The organism is Kitasatospora sp. NPDC034035, assembly GCF_055575755.1.
Window position 1 is genome coordinate 45,609 of sequence record NZ_JBVISA010000032.1, and the last position, 21,191, is coordinate 66,799.

Sequence of the window (21,191 nt, forward strand, 5' to 3'; positions counted from 1 at the left end):
CGCTGTTCCCGCTGTTCCCGACGTTCCCGATCAAGGACATCCTGTGAGTGATCCCGCCGTCCCCTCCGTGTTGTTCGTCTGCGTGCACAACGCCGGCCGCTCCCAGATGGCCGCCGCCTTCCTCACCCGCCTCGGCGGCGAGCGGGTCGAGGTCCGCTCGGCCGGCTCCGCCCCCGCCGGAACCGTGAACCCGGCCGTGGTCGAGGCCCTGCGCGAGGTCGGCATCGACATCTCCGCCGAGACCCCGAAGATCCTCACCACCGAGGCGGTGCAGGCCTCCGACGTGGTGATCACCATGGGCTGCGGCGACGCCTGCCCGTACTTCCCCGGCAAGAAGTACCTGGACTGGAAGCTGGAGGATCCGGCCGGCCAGGGCGTCGAGGCCGTCCGCCCGATCCGCGACGAGATCGAGCGCCGCATCCGCGGCCTGCTCAGCGACCTCGGCATCCAGGCCCAGCCGTGACGGCCGCCGGGCCGGTGCGGATCACCGGCATGCTGCCCGAGCACGCCGACCAGGTCCTGGCGATCTACCAGCTCGGCATCGACGGCGGCGACGCGACGTTCGAGACCACCGCCCCCACCTGGGAGACGTTCGACAGCGCCCGCCTGCCCGACCGCCGTCCTGGTCGCCCTCGACCAGGACGGCGGGGTACTGGGTTGGGCGGCGGTCGCGCCGGTCTCCGACCGATGCGCGTATGCCGGCGTGGTCGAGCACTCCGTCTATGTCCATCCCGACGCCCGCGGCCGAGGCGTCGGCGCCGCCCTCCTTCAGGCACTGATCGCCTCGACCGAGCAGGCGGGGATCTGGACCCTCCAATCCGGGATCTTCCCGGAGAACACCGCCAGCCTCGTCCTGCACGCCAAGGCCGGGTTCCGGGTCATCGGGACCCGCGAGCGGCTCGGCCGACACCACGGCCTCTGGCGCGACGTCGTCCTCGTCGAGCGCCGCAGCCCGATCGTGCGCTGATCGCTGCAGTCCGACCACGAGCCGACCGGGTCGGGGCCGATGTTGGCGGCGCAAGCGGGATGCGCGCGGGACACGCGGGTGCGCGAGGTGCGCGTCGCCAACGGGGCCTGGCAAACGGGCGTCGACCAGGTGCCAGCCGACTGCCAGCCAGGGGCCGACCGTGGGTCAGGGTGTGGGTGCGGCGGCTTCGAGGGCGTCGACGGTGCCGGACAGACGTCAGGAGTAGAGCGACGTCCCATGGTGTCTCGCACGCTGCCACCGTTCGACCGCTTCGCCCGGCCCGCACCGGGCGAAGCCGCAGCCCGCACGGGCTGCCTTTGGGGTGCCGGAACGGCCGGGTGAGGCCGCCGGTGTCGCCGCCCGTGCACCGGATTTTCGGCGGAAAATCCGAGCGCCTCCCCGAGACAGAGAGTGGGCTTACAGGATTCGGGCATCCGCCTGCGGTCGCCGCTCCCCCGGTCTGTCGGCCCGCTGTCGGTACCGCCCGGCTGTGGTGCCCAGCTCTGATCAGGAGCCGGGCAGCGGGGACACAAGGTAGGGCCGGGTCGCGTGGATGTAGTAGGCGTTCAGCCCTGGGCCGGGTAATGCAGCTCTGGCTGGTCGTGGCCACCAAGGCAGGTGGTGACCTCCCCGGGCTTTAGTGGGGCGCTCGTGCCCAGACGTGGGACGTACCGGCGCCGAGTGTGTCGTCCTCGGCGCCGCCCCGGAAGCCGACCACACCGAGGCGGGACCCTGCTCGCAGGCTTCCCGGACCAAACGGAAGATGTCGGTGCGGGGCAGTAAGCCGTCACAGCATCGCTCTCCCGGGGGTCACCGAGTCCAGGAGCGCGGGACAGCTCCCGTTTTCGATCGCCCGTCGTCAGCACCACCACGCCCAGCATGACGCCCATCCGCAAAGCCCTTACCACCGAGGAAAGCGTTTGCCGTCGCCCCGGTCGGTCGGGGAGACGATCCATGCCCAGCAGATCCGCGTGAACAACGACTGTGGAACGGAAAGGTCACGCCTGTCCTGGGGCGGGCTTCGGTCGCTCTCCGGATGCCAGCGACCGAGAGCGACCAAGAGCGACCGAAGGGCAACGGATCCGGGCTCACTGAGTTCGGTCGCTTCTTTCCTCGGCACGGTGAGGGGCACGTTTCCCCGGGTCAGACGCCTAGGGCCGCTACGCGGCCTGTCCCCCTGCAGGGCAAAGCGCTCCTGCAGTGGGGCAGCAGTCCAACCCCGGGGCAGAGTCGCTTCGGTCGCTGCCGGCGTCAGGTGCCCGGCGCCGAGACGGTGGAAGCCTGGCGCCACGCGCGTTCCAGCCGATCTCCCCGCCCGGCTTGGGGGGAGCTACCGAAGCGACTCAAGCGACTCAAGGAAGGGACTTCTCCGCGCAGCAAGCGCGGGAGGGTCGAGAGGACTCCACGACAGGGCTCCGCCACTCCCCCATTGACCGGGAGCTACCGAAGCGACTCAAGCGACCGAACTCCGGACCTTCAGACAGTCCTGACACGCGCGACACGCCGAGCGACCGGGCGCGAGAGACTCGGTAGCTACGGTCGCTGGGCTTCAGTCGCTGGACAAAATCCCAGGTCAGAGGCGTTGTACCCACCCAAGAAGCGACTGAAGCGACTCAAGGTTGGGTATATGAAGACATTCCCGTGTGCGTGTGCGCGTTATAGACCCGAGCTACAGTCGCTTCAGTCGCTGTTTGGCTTGAAAACCGGTTTTGACCTGCGAAAACGTCGGCGGACCGAAAACAGCGACCAAAGCGACTCGGTCGCTGCCCCAGGGTTCGGTCGCTGAGTTTCCGCGTAAGGTCCGCCACTCCGGGTGCGTACGTCCTCGCTCCGATAGTCTGTGTGAGCTATCTTCTGGACTTCGGTCGCTTCAGTCGCTGATCCGGCGTTTGCCAGTGCCCTGACCTGGCTTTTTGCCCTCAGCTACTGAACGAGCGACCGAAAGTCGGGCAGCTACCGAGCGACTGAAGCAGCTGAAGCAGCTACTGAACCAAGGGGGAGGGACCAGCGTGACGGCGCCGCAGGCCGTGGGGAGCGACCGAACGGGCCGCCAGCCGGATGCGCTGGCCGTTGCCCGGTGGTGCGCTTCCCAGGGCTGGCCGGTCCATCCGCTGGCTCCGGGGCGCAAAACGCCGCCCGCCAACTGTCAGCCGTGCCAGGAATCCCCGCACTCTCCCGCCGAGTGCGCCTGTTCCCGGTTCGGTCGCTGGTGCCACGGCTTCCATGCCGCCACCCTCGACCAGGACGTCATCACCGCCTGGTGGCAGACCAACCCCGACTTCGGCATCGGTGTCGCCTGTGGCCCTGCGGGCCTGGTCGTCATCGACGTCGACAGTCACCCCGGTGCCGTGCCTGCCCGGGACCGGATCCTGCCGGGGATCCCGATCCACGAGCACGTCGACCTGGAGGGCCTGGAGAACGGCTACCACACGCTCGCGCTGCTCGCGGCCCTCCGTCGCTCCCCCGCCCCCGCCGAGGACACGTCCACGCTGCGTGTGCGCACGCCCTCCGGCGGCCTGCACATCTGGTACCTGGATGACGCCAACCACCGCTTCACCTGCTCAACCGGCTCCTCCACCGGGCGGGCCCTGGCCTGGCAGGTCGACGTCCGTGCCCACGGCGGCTACATCGTCGCTCCCGGCACCACGACGAGCGCCGGCACCTACACGGTCCTGCCCGGAGCCAGAACCCCCGCCCCGCTCCCCCGGTGGCTCGGCGAGGAACTAGTCCGCACCGGGCACCTCAAGGACAAGCAGGAGCCCAAGCCGGCGGCCGTCCCGGCCCCCGTACCCGACCGTGCCCGCCAGGCCGTCGTGGCCGCCGGCGGCGGTAAGCGCGGAGCCGAACGCGTCCTCGACACCGTTCTGCAGGACGTCACCGACTGCGCCACCACCCCCGAGGGCGCAGGCTTCACCGGCAAGCTCAACCGCGCCGCCTACACCGTCGGAGGCCTCGTCTCCGCCGGGCACCTGACGCACACCACCGCCGAGCGGCTCCTCCTCGACGCCGCCCGCACCGCCCGTCCCACCCAGGACCGGCAAAGCTCCGCCGTCATCCGTTCCGGCCTCGCCGCCGGCGCCCGGCAGCCCCTGCACATCGGGAAGGCCCGCGGATGACCGACAGCACCCGCAAGAGGACGGTCTTCGACCCCGTGGCCGCAGCCCAGCAGATCCTGGAATACCCGCCGGTCCCCGGCCCCTCGCAGGCCCCCTGGCACGGCGCCGCCGTCCAGGAAAGCCTCCTGGACGCCCCCGCCGAGGCCTCCCAGGCGCCCGCCCAGCCGACCCAGCCCTTCCACACCACACACACCACACACACCGCACAGAGCGCAGCGGTAGCCCAGCCCGTCCAGCCCGTCCAGCCCGCCGAGGCCCTCATGGGCCCCCAAGCGGGCTCCCAGACGGGCCCCCATGCGGGACCGCAGGCGAGTGCCCACGGCCTGCTGCCCGACTCGCTTTCCGACCGCGGCAACGCCAAGCTCTTCGTCCACCTCTACGGGCGCGACTACCGTCACGTCCCCGGCATCGGCTGGTACCGCTGGTCCACCCACCGCTGGCAGCTCGACGAGGACGACACCGTCCTGTGGGCCGCCGGCGAGATGGCGGAGAGCGTCGCGACCCACGACCCGCGCGGCGTCTACACCAACACCGACCTGCGCCGGCACCGCCGCCGCGCCCTGTCCACCTCCGGCATGAACGCCATGCTCGCCCAGGCCAAGTCCGCCCCCGGCATGGTCCTCAACGCCGCCCTCCTCGACGCCGACGCCTACGCCCTGTGCACCCCCGGCGGCGTGGTCGACCTGCGCACCGGTGCCATCGCGCCGCCCGACCCGCAGGTCCACCACCACTCCCGCTCCACCACCCTCGCCCCCGCCCGGATGCCCACCCCGCGCTGGAACCGCTTCCTCACCGACACCTTCGGTGACGACCAGGAAGGCCGCCAGACCCGCGACTTCCTCCACCTGCTGCTCGGCTACTCCATCAGCGGCGACGTCGGCGCCCAGGTCATGCCCTTCCTCTACGGCCAGGGCAAGAACGGCAAGTCCGTCCTCCTCGACGTCATGATCCAGCTCCTCGGCGACTACGCGGACGCGGCCCCGCCCGGCTTCCTCATGGCCAAGACCTTCGACGGCCACCCCACCGACCTTGCCGAGCTCCACGGCCGCCGCATCATCGTCTGCTCCGAGCTCAAGCCTGGCGACCGCTTCGACGAGGCCCGGGTCAAGCTCCTCACCGGCGGCGACAAGATCAAGGCCCGCCGGATGCGCCAGGACTTCTTCTCCTTCGAGCCCACCCACAAGCTCTGGCTGCTCGGCAACCACCGCCCCGAGGTCGGTACCGGCGGCTTCGCCTTCTGGCGGCGCATGCGCCTGATCCCGTTCGAACGGGTCGTCCCCGAGGAACGCAAGATCGACAACCTGGCGCACGTCCTCGTCGCCGAGGAGGGCCCCGGCATCCTCGCCTGGCTCATCGACGGCGCCCGCCGCTACTTCGCCGGTGAGAAGGACCTCGCCGGCCCCCAACGCGTCCAGGTCGCCACCACCGCCTACGCGGAGACCGAGGACCACGTCGGCCGCTTCCTCAAGGAGGCGTGCGTCACCGGCGAGGGCATGCGCGCCGAACAATCCCAGCTCTTCGGCGCCTACACCCGTTGGTGCGGGTTCGAGGGCGCCAATCCCGTATCCGGGCGTGCCTTCGCCGCACGAGTCCGCGAGACACTGGGTATGACCTCTCCCAAGGAGATGGTCCTGTCCAACAGCCGCAAGTACTACCCGGGCATCGGCCTGATCACCGACGACACAGAGGAGCAGAACGCGTGAGCGCGCTGATCGACCCGGCCGAGCTCGCCCACGAAACCGACCTCGTCTGGCTGGAGGACACCTCCGACCTCGACTACGTCCGTCAGTCGCTGGACCGCCTCACGACCCGCCGCGGCCGCCCCGCGTACCACCGCGACGGCCGCATGGTCGGCTACGCCATCCTCGGCCCCGACGCGAAGTCCTCCCGCGCCTCCGGCACCTTCCGCCGGCGCGTCTTCTGGCTCCTCCCCCACGACCGCGACCAGGACCCGGACGGCCTGTACTCCACCGGCGCTCCCTCCGAGGCCGTCGACCCGCGTACCGTCGCCCCGGGCGTCAAGGGCTACAAGACCGAGCGCTCCGAGGGCGGCCCGGCCTCCCCGGCGATGCTCGAGTTGGGGATAACGCTTCCGAAGGCCTGAGTCCTGCCGAGCGGCGGTGGGGGCTGCCCGTGTTTTCGGGTAGCCCCCACCGCCGTAGTGCTCAGCGGCCCTCCGGGCGCCGTTCCTCCTGGAGGACCGCCTGGCCTGCCAGGAGGCTCTCCAGGAACCGGCTGTGCTGGACGAGCGTGCTGCTCCGGCTTTCCGGAGTCCGGGCGTGGGCCCGCAGCACCCGGGTCTGCTCGGGGTCTTGCTCGGGTTTTTGCTCGGGGCTTTGCTCGCGGGGCTGCTCGGCCTGGTCGGAGACCATGACGCCGACGGCGTCGGCGAGGCAGGTCATCGACTGGCGCGGCTCGATCCGGTCCGTGGAGACGACGTCCGGCACCCGGGTGCGGTCGTTCGCGGAGGAGCCGTCAGCCGCAGTGGAGCGGGCCTCCGTACCGTCCCGGCCGGGCGCCGTTGTCGCCGTTGGTGTCGCGGTCGTCACTGTCGTCGCTGTCTGTGCCGGCGACGTTGTCGTCGTCGCGCGCCTCGTCTTCGCAGGCCTCGTCTTCGTGTGCGTTGCCGCAGACTCCTCGCGCAGACGCCCGACCTCCGCCTCCAGCGCCGCCACCCGCGCCCGCAGCTCCTCCAGCTCGCCCATCGTCTCCACTGCCCATAACCTCCCCCGGCCGCCGCTCACGGCCATTGACGTGCGGCTTTAGCCTAGCCGGGGGACTGCCCGCGCCCGAGGGCGTCCACCTGCTCGGCGCCACGCGCGACGAACCGCCACATCGGCGAGAACGGCACCCCTGGTCCGGGCCAACCAAGACGTACGGCGGCTTCTCCACGTCCGGGTCGTGCGCGACGGCGACGACCACGACCACCCCCCGCATGACGGCGCCCTCGTGCCCCGTCCCGGCCCACGACGCGGGGCTGGGAGCGCCTTGCTCAGCTCGACGACCCAGGCTTCAAGCGACTCGACGTGCATCGCTTGGAAGCAACAGACGTCACCCTCGTCGATGCGCTGGGACTACCGCCTCGGAGGGCCTGCGGTGGCTGAATCAGGTTGCCGGTCAGGTGGGAGAAGCAGAGCCTGTGAAGGGCCGGCACCGAGGTTCCGTTGCTGGGCATCTGCGACAGCGCGGCGGCCAACCCTGCCCCCGGGATTCCGTCGCGGAGTGACGGGCTCCGGCTGTCCGATCCGGCCACTACGATCCCCCGGTGACCGATGACGAGATCGTCGAAGCCTGCCGGAGGATCGCACGAGACCGGCAGGCTCCCCCGCCCGCCCCGCACGAGGCGGTTGCCGAGGCGGAACGTGTCATCGGATTCGTCTGTCCCCCGCTTCTGCGGCGCCTGTACACCGAGGTGTCCAACGGCGGCTTCGGCCCCCTGGACGGGGTACTGCCGGTCGACGTGGGGCAGCGGGACGAGCACATTGCGGAGTCCTATGAGCACGGACCGGACCCCACCGGTGGAGTGCCTGCCGGAGTGGTGCCGCTCTACGACTGGGGCTGCACGATGTGGTCGATGATCGACTTCCGCGACCCGGACGGCGCGATGTGGTCCAACGCCGAAGGTGACTGCCGGCCCCAGGGCGTCAACCTGGCCCAGTGGTTGGCTGCCGCGATGGACGGCGAACTGCGCTTCGCCTGGCCGGACGGTGTGCCCTCGGACAGCGAATGGCCTCGGCCCCGGACACATTGATCAGCAGTCAGAAATCGACGGTTCGGATCGCCAATGGGACGGGACGTGGTGCCCACCGCGGTGAACCTGAGAGGCGGGTACGGCGACTTCGCCGAGCCGCAGGAAGCCTTGCGAGACCTTCATGCCCGAGGTCACGGCCGGGTCTACCGCGAGACCCGCCGGATCCCAGCCGAGCTGCTGGCCGAGGAGAGACTGCGGCTGCCACCGGTGCCCGAGCAGCCGTTCACCGCCGCGTTCGGCGAAAGCCGACGGGTGGGCAAGGACTCCACGATCTCGGTCAACTCGGTGCGCTACTCGGTGCCACACAAGCTTGTCGAGGACAGCGTCCGGGTCCGTTTTCACGGCGAGGACCTGATCGTGACCGCCGTGGTCGCGGGGCAGCGTGGTCCGGGTCGCCCGCCACGCCCGACCCACCCCGGGCAACCCGCGGATCGCCGACGAGCACTACCCTGACGCCCCGCGCGGCGAGCGCACGCCGAAGCCGACCAACCCGGCCGCGGCTCAGTTCCTGGCCATCGGCCCGGGAGCGGCGTGACTGATCGAGGTCGCGGGGGCTGACACCCGCCGGATCGGGCGAAGATGGCCAACGCCATCGCGCTGGTCATACGGCACGGCAGCGCCGACGTCGACCGAGCGCTCGGTATGGCGGCGACTCTGCCGCTTCGCCGAGGGCAACCTCCTGTCGATCCTGGGCCACCGGGGCGAGCACGCCACAGCGAGACACCCAGCCAGCAGCCGGGCACCTCCGCCTGGTCCGGGTTCGGGGCGAACGGAGCCGCGGCTGGCTCGACCCGACCAGGTTCAGACCTCGTCCGCGACCAGGCCGCAGGCGGAGGGGAATGACTCCAGGAACTCCCGCCGCTGCGGGTTCGGCTCGGCTTCGGCGAGGTTCGTGAGCGTCCGTAGGAACCGGTCGCGTTGGTCGTGCGGAAGTTGCTGCAGCACTCCGGCCACGCTCTCCATCGTCTTCACCGCGGAGTCGGGGTCCACCTCGTCGTCCTCGCAGCTGTCGAGGAACCAGACGGTGTCGATGACCAGCCCGGCGAGGATGGGCACCAGCGGGTCCATGGCAGTCATCCAGGCAACCTATCCGACCCCCATGACAGCACGAACACCCACTCGGTCGGCGCGGGAATCCGCGCGGGCTGCGATCAGGAAGAGCACCACCGTCATGAATGACAGCGCCACCGACCATGCGTCGGCACGGCACAGATCGCAGGCCCCGGCCGGCGGTCGCCGCGACCTCGGGCGCCGCGTTTGACGAGGCACCGTGGGGTCATCAGGGGTGCGTCTCGTAGCCTTCGGGACGCCGGTATGGCTTCGCCGCATTCGGTATCAACGGCCCATCCACGTCCACCAGCAGTATCGGCGGCACCAGATCGCCCCCGAAGATCGTCCCCGTACGGTACTGGCTGGTCTGGTGCCGACCCAGGGGTGTCTGGCCTGCGCCCGCCGGTTCCCGAGCAGCGGAGCCGAACCATGCTGTGCTCGGCGTTGGACGCCCTGGGGTTGCTTCCCCGGGCCACTCCCCCGTCGTCTACCGGGATCGTTCTAGGATCTGGCCGGACGATTTTCCGCGGAAAATTCCGTGGCCTGGGACGGTCGGCATCACCGGTGTCCAGGCCGTCCAACCGGCCGCCCGAGGAGAGGAAGCCGCACCCCGCGGACTCACTCGGCTCCTGGTACGGCCCGTGTGGACTACGGGCCGTACGGACTTCGGGTTGTCAGGGGCTAGGGGGATGATCTCGGGATGCTTGTGATGCGAAGTGGCGCGGTCGTGCTGGTCGAGCGCCCGTCGGAGTCAGCGATCAGCTCGACGGTGGCCAACCTTCAACGTGGCGGTTCCTTGATTCTTGAGCGCCTCGATGAGGAGTCCGGCGACTGGTATGTCCAGGTCTGGATGCGTGAGGACAACACGTTCCAGCTGGAGTACCGGGACGGGATTCCAGCAGAGCACCATCAGACCCGAACGGTCTCGCGTGACAGGGTCATCGCGGCCATGCTCGGCTGGGCGAAGAGGGAGCCCAGCTGGAAGAACGACTTCATGTTGAACAACATCGGGTCGTGGTTCGAGGCGGACGGCTGAGCAATCGACCAAACCGCTGATCACGACCCGGTGCTCCTCAGGATTCGGGGCAGGTGAACATGGAGGTGCTCGACCTCGGTCTGGGGGGCGACGGCTTTGGCACAACGCTGAGTACGTCGTCGGCAAGACCGTGGACGGTTTCGAGCAGGACGAGCACAAGGTCGTCGCGCACTTCTCCGACGGGTCGTCCGGCGAGTTCGACCTCCTGGTCGGCGCCGACGGACAGGGATCACGCATCCGCCGGGCGACCCTCCCCGAGGGCTTCGACCCGTACTGGCGGGTCGGCATCCACATGGCGTCACTGGTTCGTCCCGCGCACCGATTCCGACAGCAACATCCGGAACACCTCTATGGTCCCGGGCGGCCGTCAGATCATTCGCCGCAGCCACAATCCGACCGAACTCGGCGGGCAGCCACCCATCAGCCGTGTCAACAACCCGGCGGGTCAATACATGCGTGGGTGGCCGGATGTGTGCTCCCTGTGCGCTGGCAGGACTCCGAGCGCTTGCCGGCGTCGACGAGTTCCGGCTGTCGGACTGCGGCAGTGGTGTGTGGGGGAGCCTGGCCTTCGACCCGGCGCATGTCGGGACCGGCTTCCCGTTTCCCGCAGATCTCGCTGATCTGAATCCGCGTGACGCGGACTGCCTTGTGCCTCTCGGGACGGGGCAGATCCTGGTCCGGGAGCACCGCGGCGGCTCGGAGGAGGGGGACGTTCTGCACCGCTGACCCTGCCGGAGCGGGCGCGCCCGGCCATGGCAGCGGCCTCCGGATTTTCCGCAGAAAATTCCGAGACTCGGAGATCCATGGGCGGCTCAGCGGTTCGGACTGTCTGCAGCACGTTGTCGCGCCGTCGGACACCTGCCCTCGGAAGCAGCTCTGGCGGACCCGGATTTTCTGCGGAAAATCGGAGCCGGGGAAGCCTGGAGGAGCCTGGCTTGTCCGGCTCGCGGGACCGGTTTCCTACGCCATTGGACCGTGGCCGGCAGTAGGTTGTCACGATGACCGACTCACTGCCGCCCGGTGGCGTTGTGCTCGATGCGGATGAACTGGATGCCAGATGGGCGGACGCATGGCGGCCGGAACAGATCGCGAAGCGCTTGGACGGGGTCAGCGTGACCTGGTGTGTCGCAGCAGGTTGGGCGCTGGACCTGTTCCGCGGGAGGCAATCGAGGCCACACGGCGATCTGGAGATTGCGGTGCCGGCGGCGGGATACCCGGAGATTCGGGACCGCTTCCCCGAGTACGTGTTTGACGCGGCGGGTTCGGGGCGGGTCTGGCCGGCTGCGGGAGCCGAGGCGCTGGCGGCCACACACCAGACCTGGGTGCGGGATCCAGCAACCGATCAGTTCCTGTTCGACGTCTTCCGCGAGCCGCACGAGGGCGGGACCTGGATCTGCCGACGGGACGAGAGTCTGCGGCTGCCGTACGAAACGATCATCGAGTGGACAGCCGAGGGGATCCCCTACCTGGTGCCGGAGCTGGTGCTGCTGTTCAAGGCGAAGGCGGCGCGGTCCAAGGATCAGGCGGACTTCGACGGCGTCCTGCCGCTGCTGAGCCCGGCACGGCGGGACATCCTCAGCGGGTGGCTGAAGCGTGTGCACCCCGGTCACCCATGGCTGGCGGAGCTGGCGGGGTAGTACGTGTCGGACGGTCAGGCGTAGCTGTCCGGATTGATCCGGACGCCAGGGATCGAGCGTCCGCGGTGTCCGGCCGAGTTCGGCCTCCTGGCCGGACACTCTTGATCACGTCGCAGGCTCAGCCGAACTCGGGTCCGGCTACGTCTCAGATCGTCAGCGGACGCTCCACTCGCTGCTCGGAACGCAGTCGCGCGTCGTGCCCGTGGCCCTGCTCGGTCACGTAGTCGAAGAGCCGGTGGGTGAGCTCGGGCCGTACCTGCCGGACCAACCGCAGGGTGTCCAGCCATATCTGCGGACTCTGCAGGGCGTTGACAGCCACACAGGCCAGGGTGCCGGTTCCCGGTAGTAGAGCGTCACAGCTGGCGGCCACCGTCTGCTGGTGGCGCATGCCGAAGCGCAACGGCACCACGCTCACGAACGACGGGTAGTTCCCATGAGCCCATTCGGCATCGTCGGCAACCTCCCACAGGTGGCATCAGCCCCCTTCGTCAGAGTCCGTCTCCGCCGGGCTTCGGATTTTCTGCAGAAAATTCTCCGCGCGGCCTGCTGTCACGCCGGGCGGACGCGGACCGGGAGCGAGAGGTACGCCAGGTGATCCGGCTCTCCCGCGACCGCCCCTGCTGAAGAGCCGAGCCGCAGAGTTCGTTGTGTGCGCGGCCCGGTTCGGCCGGTTCATGAGTAGCCGTACTCGACTCCGAGCCCCTTACCCACTCCCCGGCTGGAGCTGGCGTCCTCCGTCGGCGACGTCAGGCGAGCATGCGACGTGCCGTCTTGCGCAGCTGCTCGTCCAGGTGCTGGGCGCTGTCCGCGAGCTGGAGCTCCAGCAGGCGCAGGGCGGCGTCCGGACCTCCGCCGGAGGACGAGGACTTCGGCGTCCTGGAAGGCTCAGTCGGCGAAGCGGTGGATGAGGGACTGGGCGGGGTGGTGGCGAAGCAGGTGCGCTGGGTTGGGCGGAGGGGTGTGGGCGTCCTCGGGGGAGAAGCCTTGCGTAGAGCCCGTTCCGGCCCGGGCCGGAACGGGTGGGCTGCCGTAGGGCGAGGCATTGGTATCGGCGTGGGGGAGCGAGGGTACGGCCGGCGAGCGCGGCCAGTGCCTCGCGGCGATCGGGTCAGGAGGGTCGGTCGCGAGGTGTGGATCGCCGAGTGACCGAGATCGTCTGGGTGCGGTGGCCCGCGAGGGTGGCGGTGGGGACGTGGGGGAGGAGGTCGCCGGCGAGCGCGGGGTCGGGGCGGGTGGTGCTCGGCAGCGAAAGGGAGAGGGCGACGAGCAGGATGCCGAGGTCCCAGCGCGACCGCTCGTGTGGCAGGACGTCGACGCCTCGGCCGGTTCCAGCAGGGCCAAGGGCGGCGGCAGCGCGGATGGCGGGCACCGGGTCCGTGAGAGTCGATCGGAGACCGCGGTGGACGGAGGCCGCATCCGGCCGGAGCTGCGAGCAGGCCGCCCGCTCGTGGACGGTGTGTACCGCCGTGTGTGCGCGGAAGGGGACACGGCGGACGACGACACCGAAGCTTGGTGCAGTGCCTGACAGAAGAACATGAACACGGTCGTGCGGGGGCCTGGTCCCGGTCGTCGGAGTACACGGCGCGTATCGAGCCCGGGATGTTGCTGCCATCGCCGTAGGCGGCTCCGAGGGACGGTCAGTCGGTCGTTCCCAGCTCTTCAGGTGATCTCACGTCTGCGACCCTTGGGATCGGCTGACACCGCTCGCAGGATGCGCTGGGGGACCCAGCCCGGGCTGGAGGGACGCGATCCCGCTCCCGGAGCCGGGCGTCATTCCTTCTGTTCCGCCCTCCGATTTTCCGCGGAAAATCCTGCGGATCCTGGTGGCTGCATTGCTGTGGGGGCCCCGGGCTGCCGGGCAGGGACTCAGGCTGCGTTGAACGATCACTCTGCCCAGGCGGCTCTTGGTGGGCAGGAATTTTCTGCGGAAAACTTCCGTGCCAGGGCCATGGCCGATCCGGCGCACGGAGGGCGAGATGTCAGTGCTGTCGGGGATGCTGAGGGCCTGTTGTCATCCAGCAAGGGGGCCGCCAGGTGTCGATCCGAATTGCCAGCCGTCGTCGTTCGATGGCCTCACTGACCGCTGGGTTCCCCGGTGCCGAGATCATCGACGTTACCTCCAAGGGACCGGACCCGTGGGTGCGGTTGAGCCCGTTCTATCCTCACGGCGGCATCCCGGTCCCCTATAGCGACGGTGTGACCAGCCAGTCGGTGGAGGGAATCTGGCAAGCCCTCAAGGTCTTCCAGAACTCCGATGTCGACCCCACGAAGCTCGCAGTCACCACGATGATGGGGCTGAAGCGGACGGTGAGCCGATACGGCCCGGTTCAAGGCCACCGAGCCGGTCTGCACGGCGAGCGGCTGCTGCCCTACGAAACGGCTCGGCGCCGGATCTACCTGCCGGCCTACCGGTGGATCCTCGAGCACTGCGTCGGCGACCTGGTCGAGCTGCTCAGGAGCAAGGAGAACGTCGTACTCCTGGACTACACCACCAACGGGGACGTCAACGATCCCACCAGCCCGCTCTCCCACGCCGCGCTCATCCAGTTGCACATCGAGGGGCACTGGCCCAGTGAAGACGAGACTGAGGCTTCCGGCGGGATCACCGATCGCATGCCGTAAGTGGTCCCGCGTCGGACATGCCGGGTGCGCGGAGGATGCTGAGGGCTCGCAGCCATGGCCAGGACTGACCCACTGATTTTCCGCAGAAAATTCTGAAGGGACTTCGGGTAGCTGAGGTTGGGGCCGCGATCCGCCCCAGTCGGCCAACGACCCCGCCTCGCGGAGTCGGGCACGATGGCTGACAGCATTGGGCGAGGGGCGCCGGCGACACTGATTGCCTGGCACTCCCGGCACTCCCAGGTTCGGGGAGCCGACTCCCTGCCCTCGCGAATTTTCTGCGGAAAATCCCGGACGTCGAGCAGAGCCAGTGCCGATTCGTCCGGACGTCGACAGATCCTGCGCCACCGACCCGCAGTCGCCTCGGCTTGACGGCCACCGTTGCGTCGGCTGCCGGGGGGACAAGTTCGCTCCCCTGACGACTCCGGATTTTCTGCGGAAAATTTCGGAGCGCCGGTCGGCCGAGCTTCTCGGCAACGCCACGTCCGATGCCGAGCAGGCGGCACGGCAGTTCCTGGCCTGGCTCGAACCGGGGACCGGGGCGGCCGTCCTGCCGATGACTCACCGTCCTGGACGAGGTGGCCGATCCCGCTGACCTCACTGGGTCGTGGCCGCCCGCCAGCCCGCAGGGGGCGGACCCTAGTCACCAGCCCCACACCGGCGCTGCCGCCTGGGACCTGTCCACCGAACGCGCCGACTCCCTCTACCCTCCTGGTCTGGCCCGCCCCATGCTCAGGGATGGCCGTCTTCCTCTCGTCCACGGCATCGCCGAAGCCGTTCTCGACAGCCCTCCCGTCCTCGCTCACCTCTGGGTCGGCCGGGCCCCAGCGCCCGGGCACGCACCCGGCGCCCAGGTCATCGCACGGCCAACCTCGCGGTCGCCGCGCGCCAGGCCGGACAGCTCGCCATCGCCCGACGGCGACGGGCGGAGGCCGACAGTGAGCGCAGCCTGGGCGGTACCCACGAGGCCGCGCTCCTGGTGCGCGGCAACCTCATCAGCACGTACTCGGACAGCGGATTTCCGTCTCGAGGCGCTCGCGAACGCCTCCCGGCGCGCTGCCGATGTCCTGGATTCGGACGGACAGCCCCAGGCAGCCACCACCTACTGCGCTTGCTCCGCGACCGTCAGGGTGATCGGCATTGCGGCACCGACCAGTCCTATGGGCGGCGCCGGATCGTGAGCGGATCAGCAGGCTCTCGGATTTTCCGCGGAAAATTTCTCGTGTCCAGTGTGGCCGCAGGGCACCGTGTGGAGGTTCAGGGCGGACAGCCGGGGCCTCCAGCCGTCCTCGGTTCCAGGGGTGGGCCCGGTGCACTCCTGGCGCGTGACGGCCTCAGGTTTTTTTCAGACGTCACGGCGCCAGCGATCGGCGGCGAAGCGGGACAGCGCGACCTCCAGGTCGAGCGGTATCACCTCGGTGAAGCCCAGGTCCCACACCCTCACCCAGCCGTCCGAGTCCGTGAGGGATCGCGGCGTCTCCCGTCCGGCCACCGGCTTCATCGCGAGACAGTACGAGACGTTCAGAGTGGGGGAGCCGGTCTCCACGTTCCTGCCGGATCGGACCCTGAGCACCCGTACCTCCGCCACGTCATCCCACCGCAGCCGTAGCCTGCGGCCGTCGTTGAGCTCCACGCACTCGCTGTCGATGCGCAGCCGCGTCGCCACCGCCCGCAGGGCCATTGCCCCCAGGGCGAGGACGCCGAGCACAGCCAGCAGTAAGGGCCACCACCGCACCAGTAGCAGCCAGGTCTGGCGCAGGTCGGTACGGAAGCCGGGGCCCGAGGACATCGGGGAGACCACCAGGAGGAACACGGAGATCAGCGCCAACAGGTCGAATGCGAACGCTCGCAGGACCCCGATGCTCCGCATACTGCTCTTGAGCACCACCTCGTGTGGCCCTGCGGAACTGCCGGGCCTCCCGCCGACTGCCTCGCCCGCGAGCCGCTCTCTGAGCCCGGCGTGCCGAAACTGGTAGATCCCGCCGACCCGTCGCAGCACGCCCAGCTGGTGGCCGTCCTCGAGGAAGCCCAGAACGTCCCGTGGCAGATGCCGACGCCCCGCCAGGATGAGGCGCGTGGCGGTCCAGCGGCCCCATCGGCTGAGGGCTATCAGCACTGCGGCCGAGCACGACCAGCCGATGAGGAGACCGCCGCCGATGAGCAGTGGATCGCCGTTGAGCCAGTGGAAGATCGCCAGTGAGGTTCCCGCGATGGTCGGCGCGACCACTGCGGATTCGACCAGAGCGATCCTGCGCTCGTCGCGCAGCAACTGCCTCGGCTTGGCCGCGATCTCGGACTCGGCCGACCGGGTCAGGAGCACACCGGCGAGCAGGGGAAGAGCGAAGAGGCACAGGTTCGCCGTCATGCTGCCGGGCAGGGCCACGCCGACGGCTGCCGTAGCGACGGCCGACACTGCCAGGAGGAGGCGGCCACTGATTCCGGGCGCCGGCCGTCGTGGGCGATCGTCGAAGCCACTGAACAGGTGCCGCGTGACGATCCTTCCGAACGCCGTGGCGATGATGGCGACCGCGGCGACGGCCCCGAGCACCTGGCCCATGCCCGGGATCCCGAGCCCGGGCCGCGGGGGAGAAGCCCCCAGGAGGGCGGCCAGGCCCGCGATCGCATAGCTCGCAGACGTGCCGCAGACGGCTACGGCGATGATGACGACGGCGCCCCAGACGCCAGGCTCGGTCAGCGGGCTCCGCACCTGCCACCAGGCGATGTCCTGCGTGCGTCGGCGGTGGAGTTCGCCGGCCAGGTAGCGGACGTACGCGGGCGCGCTGCCGGACCTCCAGCGGCGCACCGGTCCGGGGAGGTAGGACGGCCGTGGTCCCTGCGCGCAGACGGCCGGAATCAGCCCGTCCAGGAGATGGCCCTCGATGTCGGTCTGCGTGGGCAGCCGTGTCGCGTCGAGCAGCTCACGAGGATCGGCGTCCTTCGGCGCGTACACCGTCCCCGCGAGCCAGAGCATCAGGGGCGAGGAGAGGGTGGTGGCGACCGGCCCTTCGGGGTCGCTGTCCATCGCATCGAAGAGCGACTGCCAGGATCCGATGCGGTCCCGATGGCACATCTGGGCGAGGTAGGCCCTACCGGCCTCGGGCGGGACCGGGCAGGCGCGCAGCACCGGAACACCTCGCAGGAAAGGCGCCGCGTCGACGGCCTCCTGGTAGGCCTCTGGTCTGGATGCCAGGACCAGAGGATCTCTCGTCCCGAACGCTTGTTTCAGCGCCTTCACGGCTTCCTTGCGGGCCAGCGGGGGTAGTTCGTCGAAGCCGTCCAGCACCGGAACGATCCGTCGGTTCTGCACCAGCGACTTCACCATGTACTGGTCGAAGCCTCGGACGAGTCCTCCGTAGTCCTCGTTCATCCGCCTGATGACCCAGTCCTGGAGACTGACTTCGGGCTCCCAACCTGACAACGACAGGACGACCGGAACGGCCTCCCCGGAACCCGGCTCCCTGCCCTCCAGCAGCTCGACGACGAGAAGGACAGCCAGGGAGGACTTACCTGCCCCGGGCGGCCCGGTGATCACCAACTGGTGTAGTGAGAGCGTCTTGACCCGGTCGACCAGACCCTCGAGCCCGACCCGCTCAGAGTGCTCCTCGCCGGGCCCGCTCTGGTGTCCCTGGTCCAGCTTCCACGGAATCACCATCGGAACCCGTTCTCGCAGACCGCGGACGTTGGCCTCGTCACGCCACTGGTCCAGGACCTCGCGGGCCAGCCCGTCCAGCGCATCGTTCTCGGCGTTGACAGCGAAGGCAGACCGTCCGCCAGCGGGGGCGGAGCCCACATAGATGTCGCGGACGCTTCCCGCCTGGATCACGTTCCGAGGCGAACCCTCGCTGTGGTTGTGCACCTCTTCAGTCATCCCGACATGCTGCCAGGCCGGCGTCTGCGGGCGACGGGCTTCTGGCGGACCGGGACGGCGGCTCTTTGATGGCTCGTCCGGACGGATAGACGCTCATAGCTGCGGGCGGTCGTGGATTTCGCGTTGAGCGGTGTCTGCATTCAACGCCGAGAACATAAAAGACGTAGTAAACGGTCAGTAGACATCGCGGGTCAGAAATGACCTGCTCACGCCAGCCTGGCCTGGTGGACCGTCAGCCGGGCTGGCGTGCTGGCACTCCGCAGGATCGGAAGGACGGCAACGTCGTCAGAGTCGGGCCGGGCCGCTCGCATGATCCGACGGTCGCTCTTCGTCGGAGCCTGGGTGGGGGAGGAGTTCGGCGATGATCTCGGTGCCGAGTGCGTATGCCGGCACGCCGGCGGTGATGAGTGCGGTCTCGGCGACGCCGATGAGATCGGCGATGCAGGCTCCGGCGTGGAGTGCGCCCTGGGCGTGGATCCGAGCGGGGTGTGGGCGGCCGAGGGCCAGCAGCTGCCCGAAGTGGACGAGTTGCTGGACGCGTGCTCCCAGCGGGCTGTCGGTCAGCACGATGTGGCGCAGTGCCGCGATCGCCTCTTCGGTCGGCAGCCGGCCGAACTCCTGGGCCAGGCGCAGCCGGTCCTGGACCCCGCCGGGAACGGTGCCGAGGGTGGAGCGGTAGCGGTCGCGTACGGCTTCCGTGCGGGAGGCGAGGGTGTCGTCCGTCATGACGCGACCCGCGCGATCGCGGCGCGCACGGCCTCCTGGGCGCCCGGGGGGAAGTCGACGGCCCCGCCGATCGCCGCGGCGGCGATCTCGGCTTGGGCGCTCTCCTCGATCGCCACCACGAGGTGGGCGGTGGCCGCCGAGTCCGGGCCGAACACCAGGAGGCCGTGGTTGGCCAGCAGGACGGCGGCCGTCGTCGGGCGCTGCTGCAGCACGTCGGCGATGCCGCGCACGGATACGTCCGATCCGCGCGGTCCCCAGGGAACCACGGGGACGTCCTCGGCCTGTCCGAAGCGCAGCATCGGCTCCGTGCGGCAGGGCAGTGGCCGGTGGGCCACGGCGAAGGCGGTCGCGGAGGGCGAGTGGGTGTGGATGATCGCGCCCACGTGGGGGCGGGCCCGGTACACGGCGCTGTGCATGGCGATGATCTCGGCGCTGACGGACTGCAGCTCGCCTTCGAGGACCTGCCCGTCGAAGCCGACGGTCGCCAGCTGTTCGGGCCTCAGGCCGCGGACGAATCCCGGTGTCAGCAGGAGGCGCTCACCGTCGAGCCTGGCGCTCAGGTTGGCGTGCCCGGAGTGGGACATCACCCCGGCCGCGAAGAGCTTCTCCGCGGCTTCCACCAGCTGGTCGGCCCGTTCGTTCCGTACGTTTCTGTCGCTCATGGCGGTGTCTCCAAGCGTGTTGCCAGCGGCTCTCGTTCGCCGCTGTCCTCGTGCCGGCCACTCTTCTCCTTGAACTAAGGTTCAAGTCAAGTGCCCGATCGACGAGGAGCAGGAGGAGCAGAACGTGCGCATGACGATCGGCCGACTCGCCGAGATCACCAAAGTGCCCGCTTCGGCCATCCGGTACTGGGAGCGCCACGGCCTGCTGCCCACGCCCGAGCGCGAAAGCGGGCAGCGGCGCTACCCGCCCGAGGCCGCCGAGCGGATCACGGTCCTGCGCACGTGCCAGCAGGCCGGGCTGAGCCTGGCCGAGATCGGCGAGTTCCAGCAGGAGCAGCCACGCCGAGAGGCCATGATCCGCGCCAAGATCACCGAGATCCAGCAGCGCATGGTCGATCTCGACCACGCCCATCAGCTCCTGACCCACGCCCTCAGGTGCAGCGAAGAGGACATCGTCAGATGCCCGAAGTTCCGAGAGCAGATGGCGGCGTGGCAGACGCCGGATCCGGCGCCGTGAACCGCGTGTGGTGCCGACCCCGCCGGTGATCCGCTCACCAGCGGATCACCGGCGGATCACCGGCGGTTCGGTCCGCGTGCATACCCTCTGGCTTCCCACCTGTACCCGGGCGCTACCGTGCCACCATGTGCATCTCGACCAGTGAGGCCGCGTTCTCCGGCACGATCGTCTATTGCGGTCGGCAGCAGCACCCGCTGCACGGTCTCGTTCATGTCCTGGGCTACCAGAACACTGCCGTCAACCTCGCTGATGGTCCGAACGCGATGCTGCTGCACGTGCCGACCAGCCGGCTCACCCCCGGGCACTTCCTCACCGTCGGACGCAGCGGTGATGTTCTTGAGCGCATGGTGGCCGCCGTTCGACCCATCGCGGTGGCGGTCGACGAGATCACGTGGATGAGCTGGGAGCCAGAGACCGTCAAGATCTTCGAGCACGACGTCTACACAGTGCTCCTGGCCGCTGACCCCACCGCGATCCCTGCCGCACTGCAGCTGGTGCCGTCACACCGGCGGCCGGACCTCAACCCGGACCTCATGCGTTTCTACGCCGACCACTTCCCCGACCACACCATCGCCGTCTGCTGCTTCGACAACGCTGACGCCCAGCGCGCCAAGCCCCTGCTGCTGTGGTATGAGCCGCTCGACCCCGACCGGCTGACCGTGCCCGCGCTGGACTGCCACACAGGAGCAGCCCCGGACCTCGACGCCGCCGTCCCCGTGGATCATTGGGTCCTGTTCTCCACCGACCAGGCTCCCTCCGAGTGGGGCGAACCTGTTGACTACCCCGGGGACATGCGCCACAGCCTGCGTTCCTTCCTGCCCACCGCTGTCGTGGGCCAGCACTACGGCGGAGGAGATGCCCTGCTCAACGGAGACTTCACCATCAGCCACAGCGACCTTCTCGCCGGCGACCTCGACCGCATCGAGCGCTGCCAGCCGACTCGCCGCTGACCCGGCGCAGCAGCGCTCCGAGTAGTTCCGCACCGGTATCCCTCCCCGATGCCCAGCAGCGCGACCGGGAGGACGTGGACGCCCACCCCCTCACAGGGCTGTTCGGCCGAGACGACCCGCCTACACCTCCTCGACGGCGGCTCGTTCGGGACTACGGGCGCCACCCGAAGTCTCACGGCAGTGCCTGCCGGATGCTCCACCGGTGCGGATGTTCCGGCCCGGCGGGGCAGGTGAAGACGTTCAGCAGCCCGTACCGGCCGAAGACCAGCCGGACGGGGCAGGGGGTGGGTGG

Annotated in this window: 18 protein-coding genes and 1 pseudogene; 12 read left to right on the forward strand and 7 right to left on the reverse strand. The window is 69.5% G+C overall.

Going from position 1 to position 21,191, the window contains the following annotated elements:
- Window positions 1–43 precede the first annotated feature (43 nt).
- From ACZ52J_RS33560 to ACZ52J_RS33580, 5 genes and pseudogenes are all read left to right on the forward strand, one after another.
- Window positions 44–463, forward strand: coding sequence for an arsenate reductase ArsC (locus ACZ52J_RS33560; protein ID WP_360503769.1), 420 nt, complete (start codon window positions 44–46; stop codon window positions 461–463).
- A 29-nt stretch (window positions 464–492) separates the two neighbouring features.
- Window positions 493–967 (forward strand): annotated as a pseudogene (locus ACZ52J_RS33565) (GNAT family N-acetyltransferase).
- Between the two features lie 2,009 nt (window positions 968–2,976).
- Entirely contained in the window at window positions 2,977–4,083 is a 1,107-nt protein-coding gene (locus ACZ52J_RS33570; protein WP_360503766.1) for a bifunctional DNA primase/polymerase, read from the forward strand.
- A gap of 260 nt (window positions 4,084–4,343) precedes the next feature.
- On the forward strand, window positions 4,344–5,786 hold the full coding sequence (locus ACZ52J_RS33575; protein ID WP_465624218.1) for a DNA primase family protein: 1,443 nt from the start codon (window positions 4,344–4,346) through the stop codon (window positions 5,784–5,786).
- Window positions 5,783–6,187, forward strand: a complete 405-nt coding sequence (locus ACZ52J_RS33580; protein WP_030240262.1) for a DUF6009 family protein — start codon at window positions 5,783–5,785, stop codon at window positions 6,185–6,187. Before ACZ52J_RS33575 ends, ACZ52J_RS33580 begins: the two co-directional genes overlap by 4 nt.
- A 61-nt stretch (window positions 6,188–6,248) precedes the next feature.
- Here ACZ52J_RS33580 and ACZ52J_RS33585 read toward each other — a convergent pair whose 3' ends face one another.
- Window positions 6,249–6,632, reverse strand: coding sequence for a hypothetical protein (locus ACZ52J_RS33585; protein ID WP_465624141.1), 384 nt, complete (start codon window positions 6,630–6,632; stop codon window positions 6,249–6,251).
- Window positions 6,633–7,348: 716 nt separating this feature from the next.
- Between ACZ52J_RS33585 and ACZ52J_RS33590 the strand changes: the two genes are divergently transcribed.
- Together ACZ52J_RS33590 and ACZ52J_RS33595 are read left to right on the forward strand one after the other, a co-directional pair.
- Entirely contained in the window at window positions 7,349–7,834 is a 486-nt protein-coding gene (locus ACZ52J_RS33590) for an SMI1/KNR4 family protein (RefSeq protein WP_465624143.1), read from the forward strand.
- Window positions 7,835–7,879: 45 nt separating this feature from the next.
- The gene (locus ACZ52J_RS33595; RefSeq protein WP_465624145.1) at window positions 7,880–8,287 is read left to right on the forward strand and encodes a Mu transposase domain-containing protein; all 408 of its coding nucleotides are present in this window, start codon (window positions 7,880–7,882) and stop codon (window positions 8,285–8,287) included.
- A 348-nt stretch (window positions 8,288–8,635) separates the two neighbouring features.
- Here ACZ52J_RS33595 and ACZ52J_RS33600 read toward each other — a convergent pair whose 3' ends face one another.
- Window positions 8,636–8,911: a hypothetical protein gene (locus ACZ52J_RS33600; protein WP_465624146.1), complete on the reverse strand. Its 276-nt coding sequence runs from the start codon at window positions 8,909–8,911 to the stop codon at window positions 8,636–8,638.
- A 673-nt stretch (window positions 8,912–9,584) separates the two neighbouring features.
- On the opposite strand from ACZ52J_RS33600, the gene ACZ52J_RS33605 reads away from it, so the two are divergent.
- Entirely contained in the window at window positions 9,585–9,920 is a 336-nt protein-coding gene (locus ACZ52J_RS33605; RefSeq protein ID WP_465624148.1) for a hypothetical protein, read from the forward strand.
- A 998-nt stretch (window positions 9,921–10,918) separates the two neighbouring features.
- Window positions 10,919–11,557 (forward strand): nucleotidyltransferase domain-containing protein, encoded by a 639-nt coding sequence (locus tag ACZ52J_RS33610; protein ID WP_465624149.1) that lies wholly within the window; start codon window positions 10,919–10,921, stop codon window positions 11,555–11,557.
- Window positions 11,558–11,702: 145 nt separating this feature from the next.
- Here ACZ52J_RS33610 and ACZ52J_RS33615 read toward each other — a convergent pair whose 3' ends face one another.
- Together ACZ52J_RS33615 and ACZ52J_RS33620 are read right to left on the reverse strand one after the other, a co-directional pair.
- Complete coding sequence (locus ACZ52J_RS33615; RefSeq protein WP_465624150.1) at window positions 11,703–11,972, reverse strand: hypothetical protein; 270 nt, start codon at window positions 11,970–11,972, stop codon at window positions 11,703–11,705.
- 693 nt (window positions 11,973–12,665) lie between these two features.
- The gene (locus ACZ52J_RS33620; RefSeq protein WP_465624151.1) at window positions 12,666–12,926 is read right to left on the reverse strand and encodes a hypothetical protein; all 261 of its coding nucleotides are present in this window, start codon (window positions 12,924–12,926) and stop codon (window positions 12,666–12,668) included.
- A gap of 665 nt (window positions 12,927–13,591) precedes the next feature.
- Between ACZ52J_RS33620 and ACZ52J_RS33625 the strand changes: the two genes are divergently transcribed.
- Window positions 13,592–14,179: a DUF6939 family protein gene (locus ACZ52J_RS33625; RefSeq protein WP_465624153.1), complete on the forward strand. Its 588-nt coding sequence runs from the start codon at window positions 13,592–13,594 to the stop codon at window positions 14,177–14,179.
- A gap of 1,342 nt (window positions 14,180–15,521) precedes the next feature.
- On the opposite strand, the gene ACZ52J_RS33630 is transcribed toward ACZ52J_RS33625, so the two are convergent.
- The 3 genes from ACZ52J_RS33630 to ACZ52J_RS33640 all read right to left on the reverse strand — a co-directional run bounded on the left by ACZ52J_RS33630 (window position 15,522) and on the right by ACZ52J_RS33640 (window position 19,432).
- Window positions 15,522–18,044: a hypothetical protein gene (locus ACZ52J_RS33630; RefSeq protein ID WP_465624155.1), complete on the reverse strand. Its 2,523-nt coding sequence runs from the start codon at window positions 18,042–18,044 to the stop codon at window positions 15,522–15,524.
- Between the two features lie 285 nt (window positions 18,045–18,329).
- Window positions 18,330–18,770 (reverse strand): carboxymuconolactone decarboxylase family protein, encoded by a 441-nt coding sequence (locus ACZ52J_RS33635; RefSeq protein ID WP_360503727.1) that lies wholly within the window; start codon window positions 18,768–18,770, stop codon window positions 18,330–18,332.
- Entirely contained in the window at window positions 18,767–19,432 is a 666-nt protein-coding gene (locus tag ACZ52J_RS33640; protein ID WP_360503724.1) for a class II aldolase/adducin family protein, read from the reverse strand. Before ACZ52J_RS33640 ends, ACZ52J_RS33635 begins: the two co-directional genes overlap by 4 nt.
- A 130-nt stretch (window positions 19,433–19,562) precedes the next feature.
- Here ACZ52J_RS33640 and ACZ52J_RS33645 point away from each other — a divergent pair, with 130 nt between their 5' ends.
- Together ACZ52J_RS33645 and ACZ52J_RS33650 are read left to right on the forward strand one after the other, a co-directional pair.
- On the forward strand, window positions 19,563–19,949 hold the full coding sequence (locus ACZ52J_RS33645) for a MerR family transcriptional regulator (protein WP_465624220.1): 387 nt from the start codon (window positions 19,563–19,565) through the stop codon (window positions 19,947–19,949).
- 125 nt (window positions 19,950–20,074) lie between these two features.
- Complete coding sequence (locus ACZ52J_RS33650; protein ID WP_465624157.1) at window positions 20,075–20,899, forward strand: hypothetical protein; 825 nt, start codon at window positions 20,075–20,077, stop codon at window positions 20,897–20,899.
- Window positions 20,900–21,191: the final 292 nt, after the last annotated feature.

Excerpts from the sequence above, each read along its gene's own strand:
- ACZ52J_RS33575 (WP_465624218.1), top strand. The coding sequence starts at position 4,344 with ATGGGCCCCCAAGCGGGCTCCCAGACGGGCCCCCATGCGGGACCGCAG.
- ACZ52J_RS33600 (WP_465624146.1), bottom strand. The coding sequence starts at position 8,911 with ATGACTGCCATGGACCCGCTGGTGCCCATCCTCGCCGGGCTGGTCATC.
- ACZ52J_RS33605 (WP_465624148.1), top strand. The coding sequence starts at position 9,585 with ATGCTTGTGATGCGAAGTGGCGCGGTCGTGCTGGTCGAGCGCCCGTCG.
- ACZ52J_RS33610 (WP_465624149.1), top strand. The coding sequence starts at position 10,919 with ATGACCGACTCACTGCCGCCCGGTGGCGTTGTGCTCGATGCGGATGAA.
- ACZ52J_RS33630 (WP_465624155.1), bottom strand. The coding sequence starts at position 18,044 with ATGACTGAAGAGGTGCACAACCACAGCGAGGGTTCGCCTCGGAACGTG.
- ACZ52J_RS33635 (WP_360503727.1), bottom strand. The coding sequence starts at position 18,770 with ATGACGGACGACACCCTCGCCTCCCGCACGGAAGCCGTACGCGACCGC.
- ACZ52J_RS33640 (WP_360503724.1), bottom strand. The coding sequence starts at position 19,432 with ATGAGCGACAGAAACGTACGGAACGAACGGGCCGACCAGCTGGTGGAA.
- ACZ52J_RS33645 (WP_465624220.1), top strand. The coding sequence starts at position 19,563 with ATGACGATCGGCCGACTCGCCGAGATCACCAAAGTGCCCGCTTCGGCC.
- ACZ52J_RS33650 (WP_465624157.1), top strand. The coding sequence starts at position 20,075 with ATGTGCATCTCGACCAGTGAGGCCGCGTTCTCCGGCACGATCGTCTAT.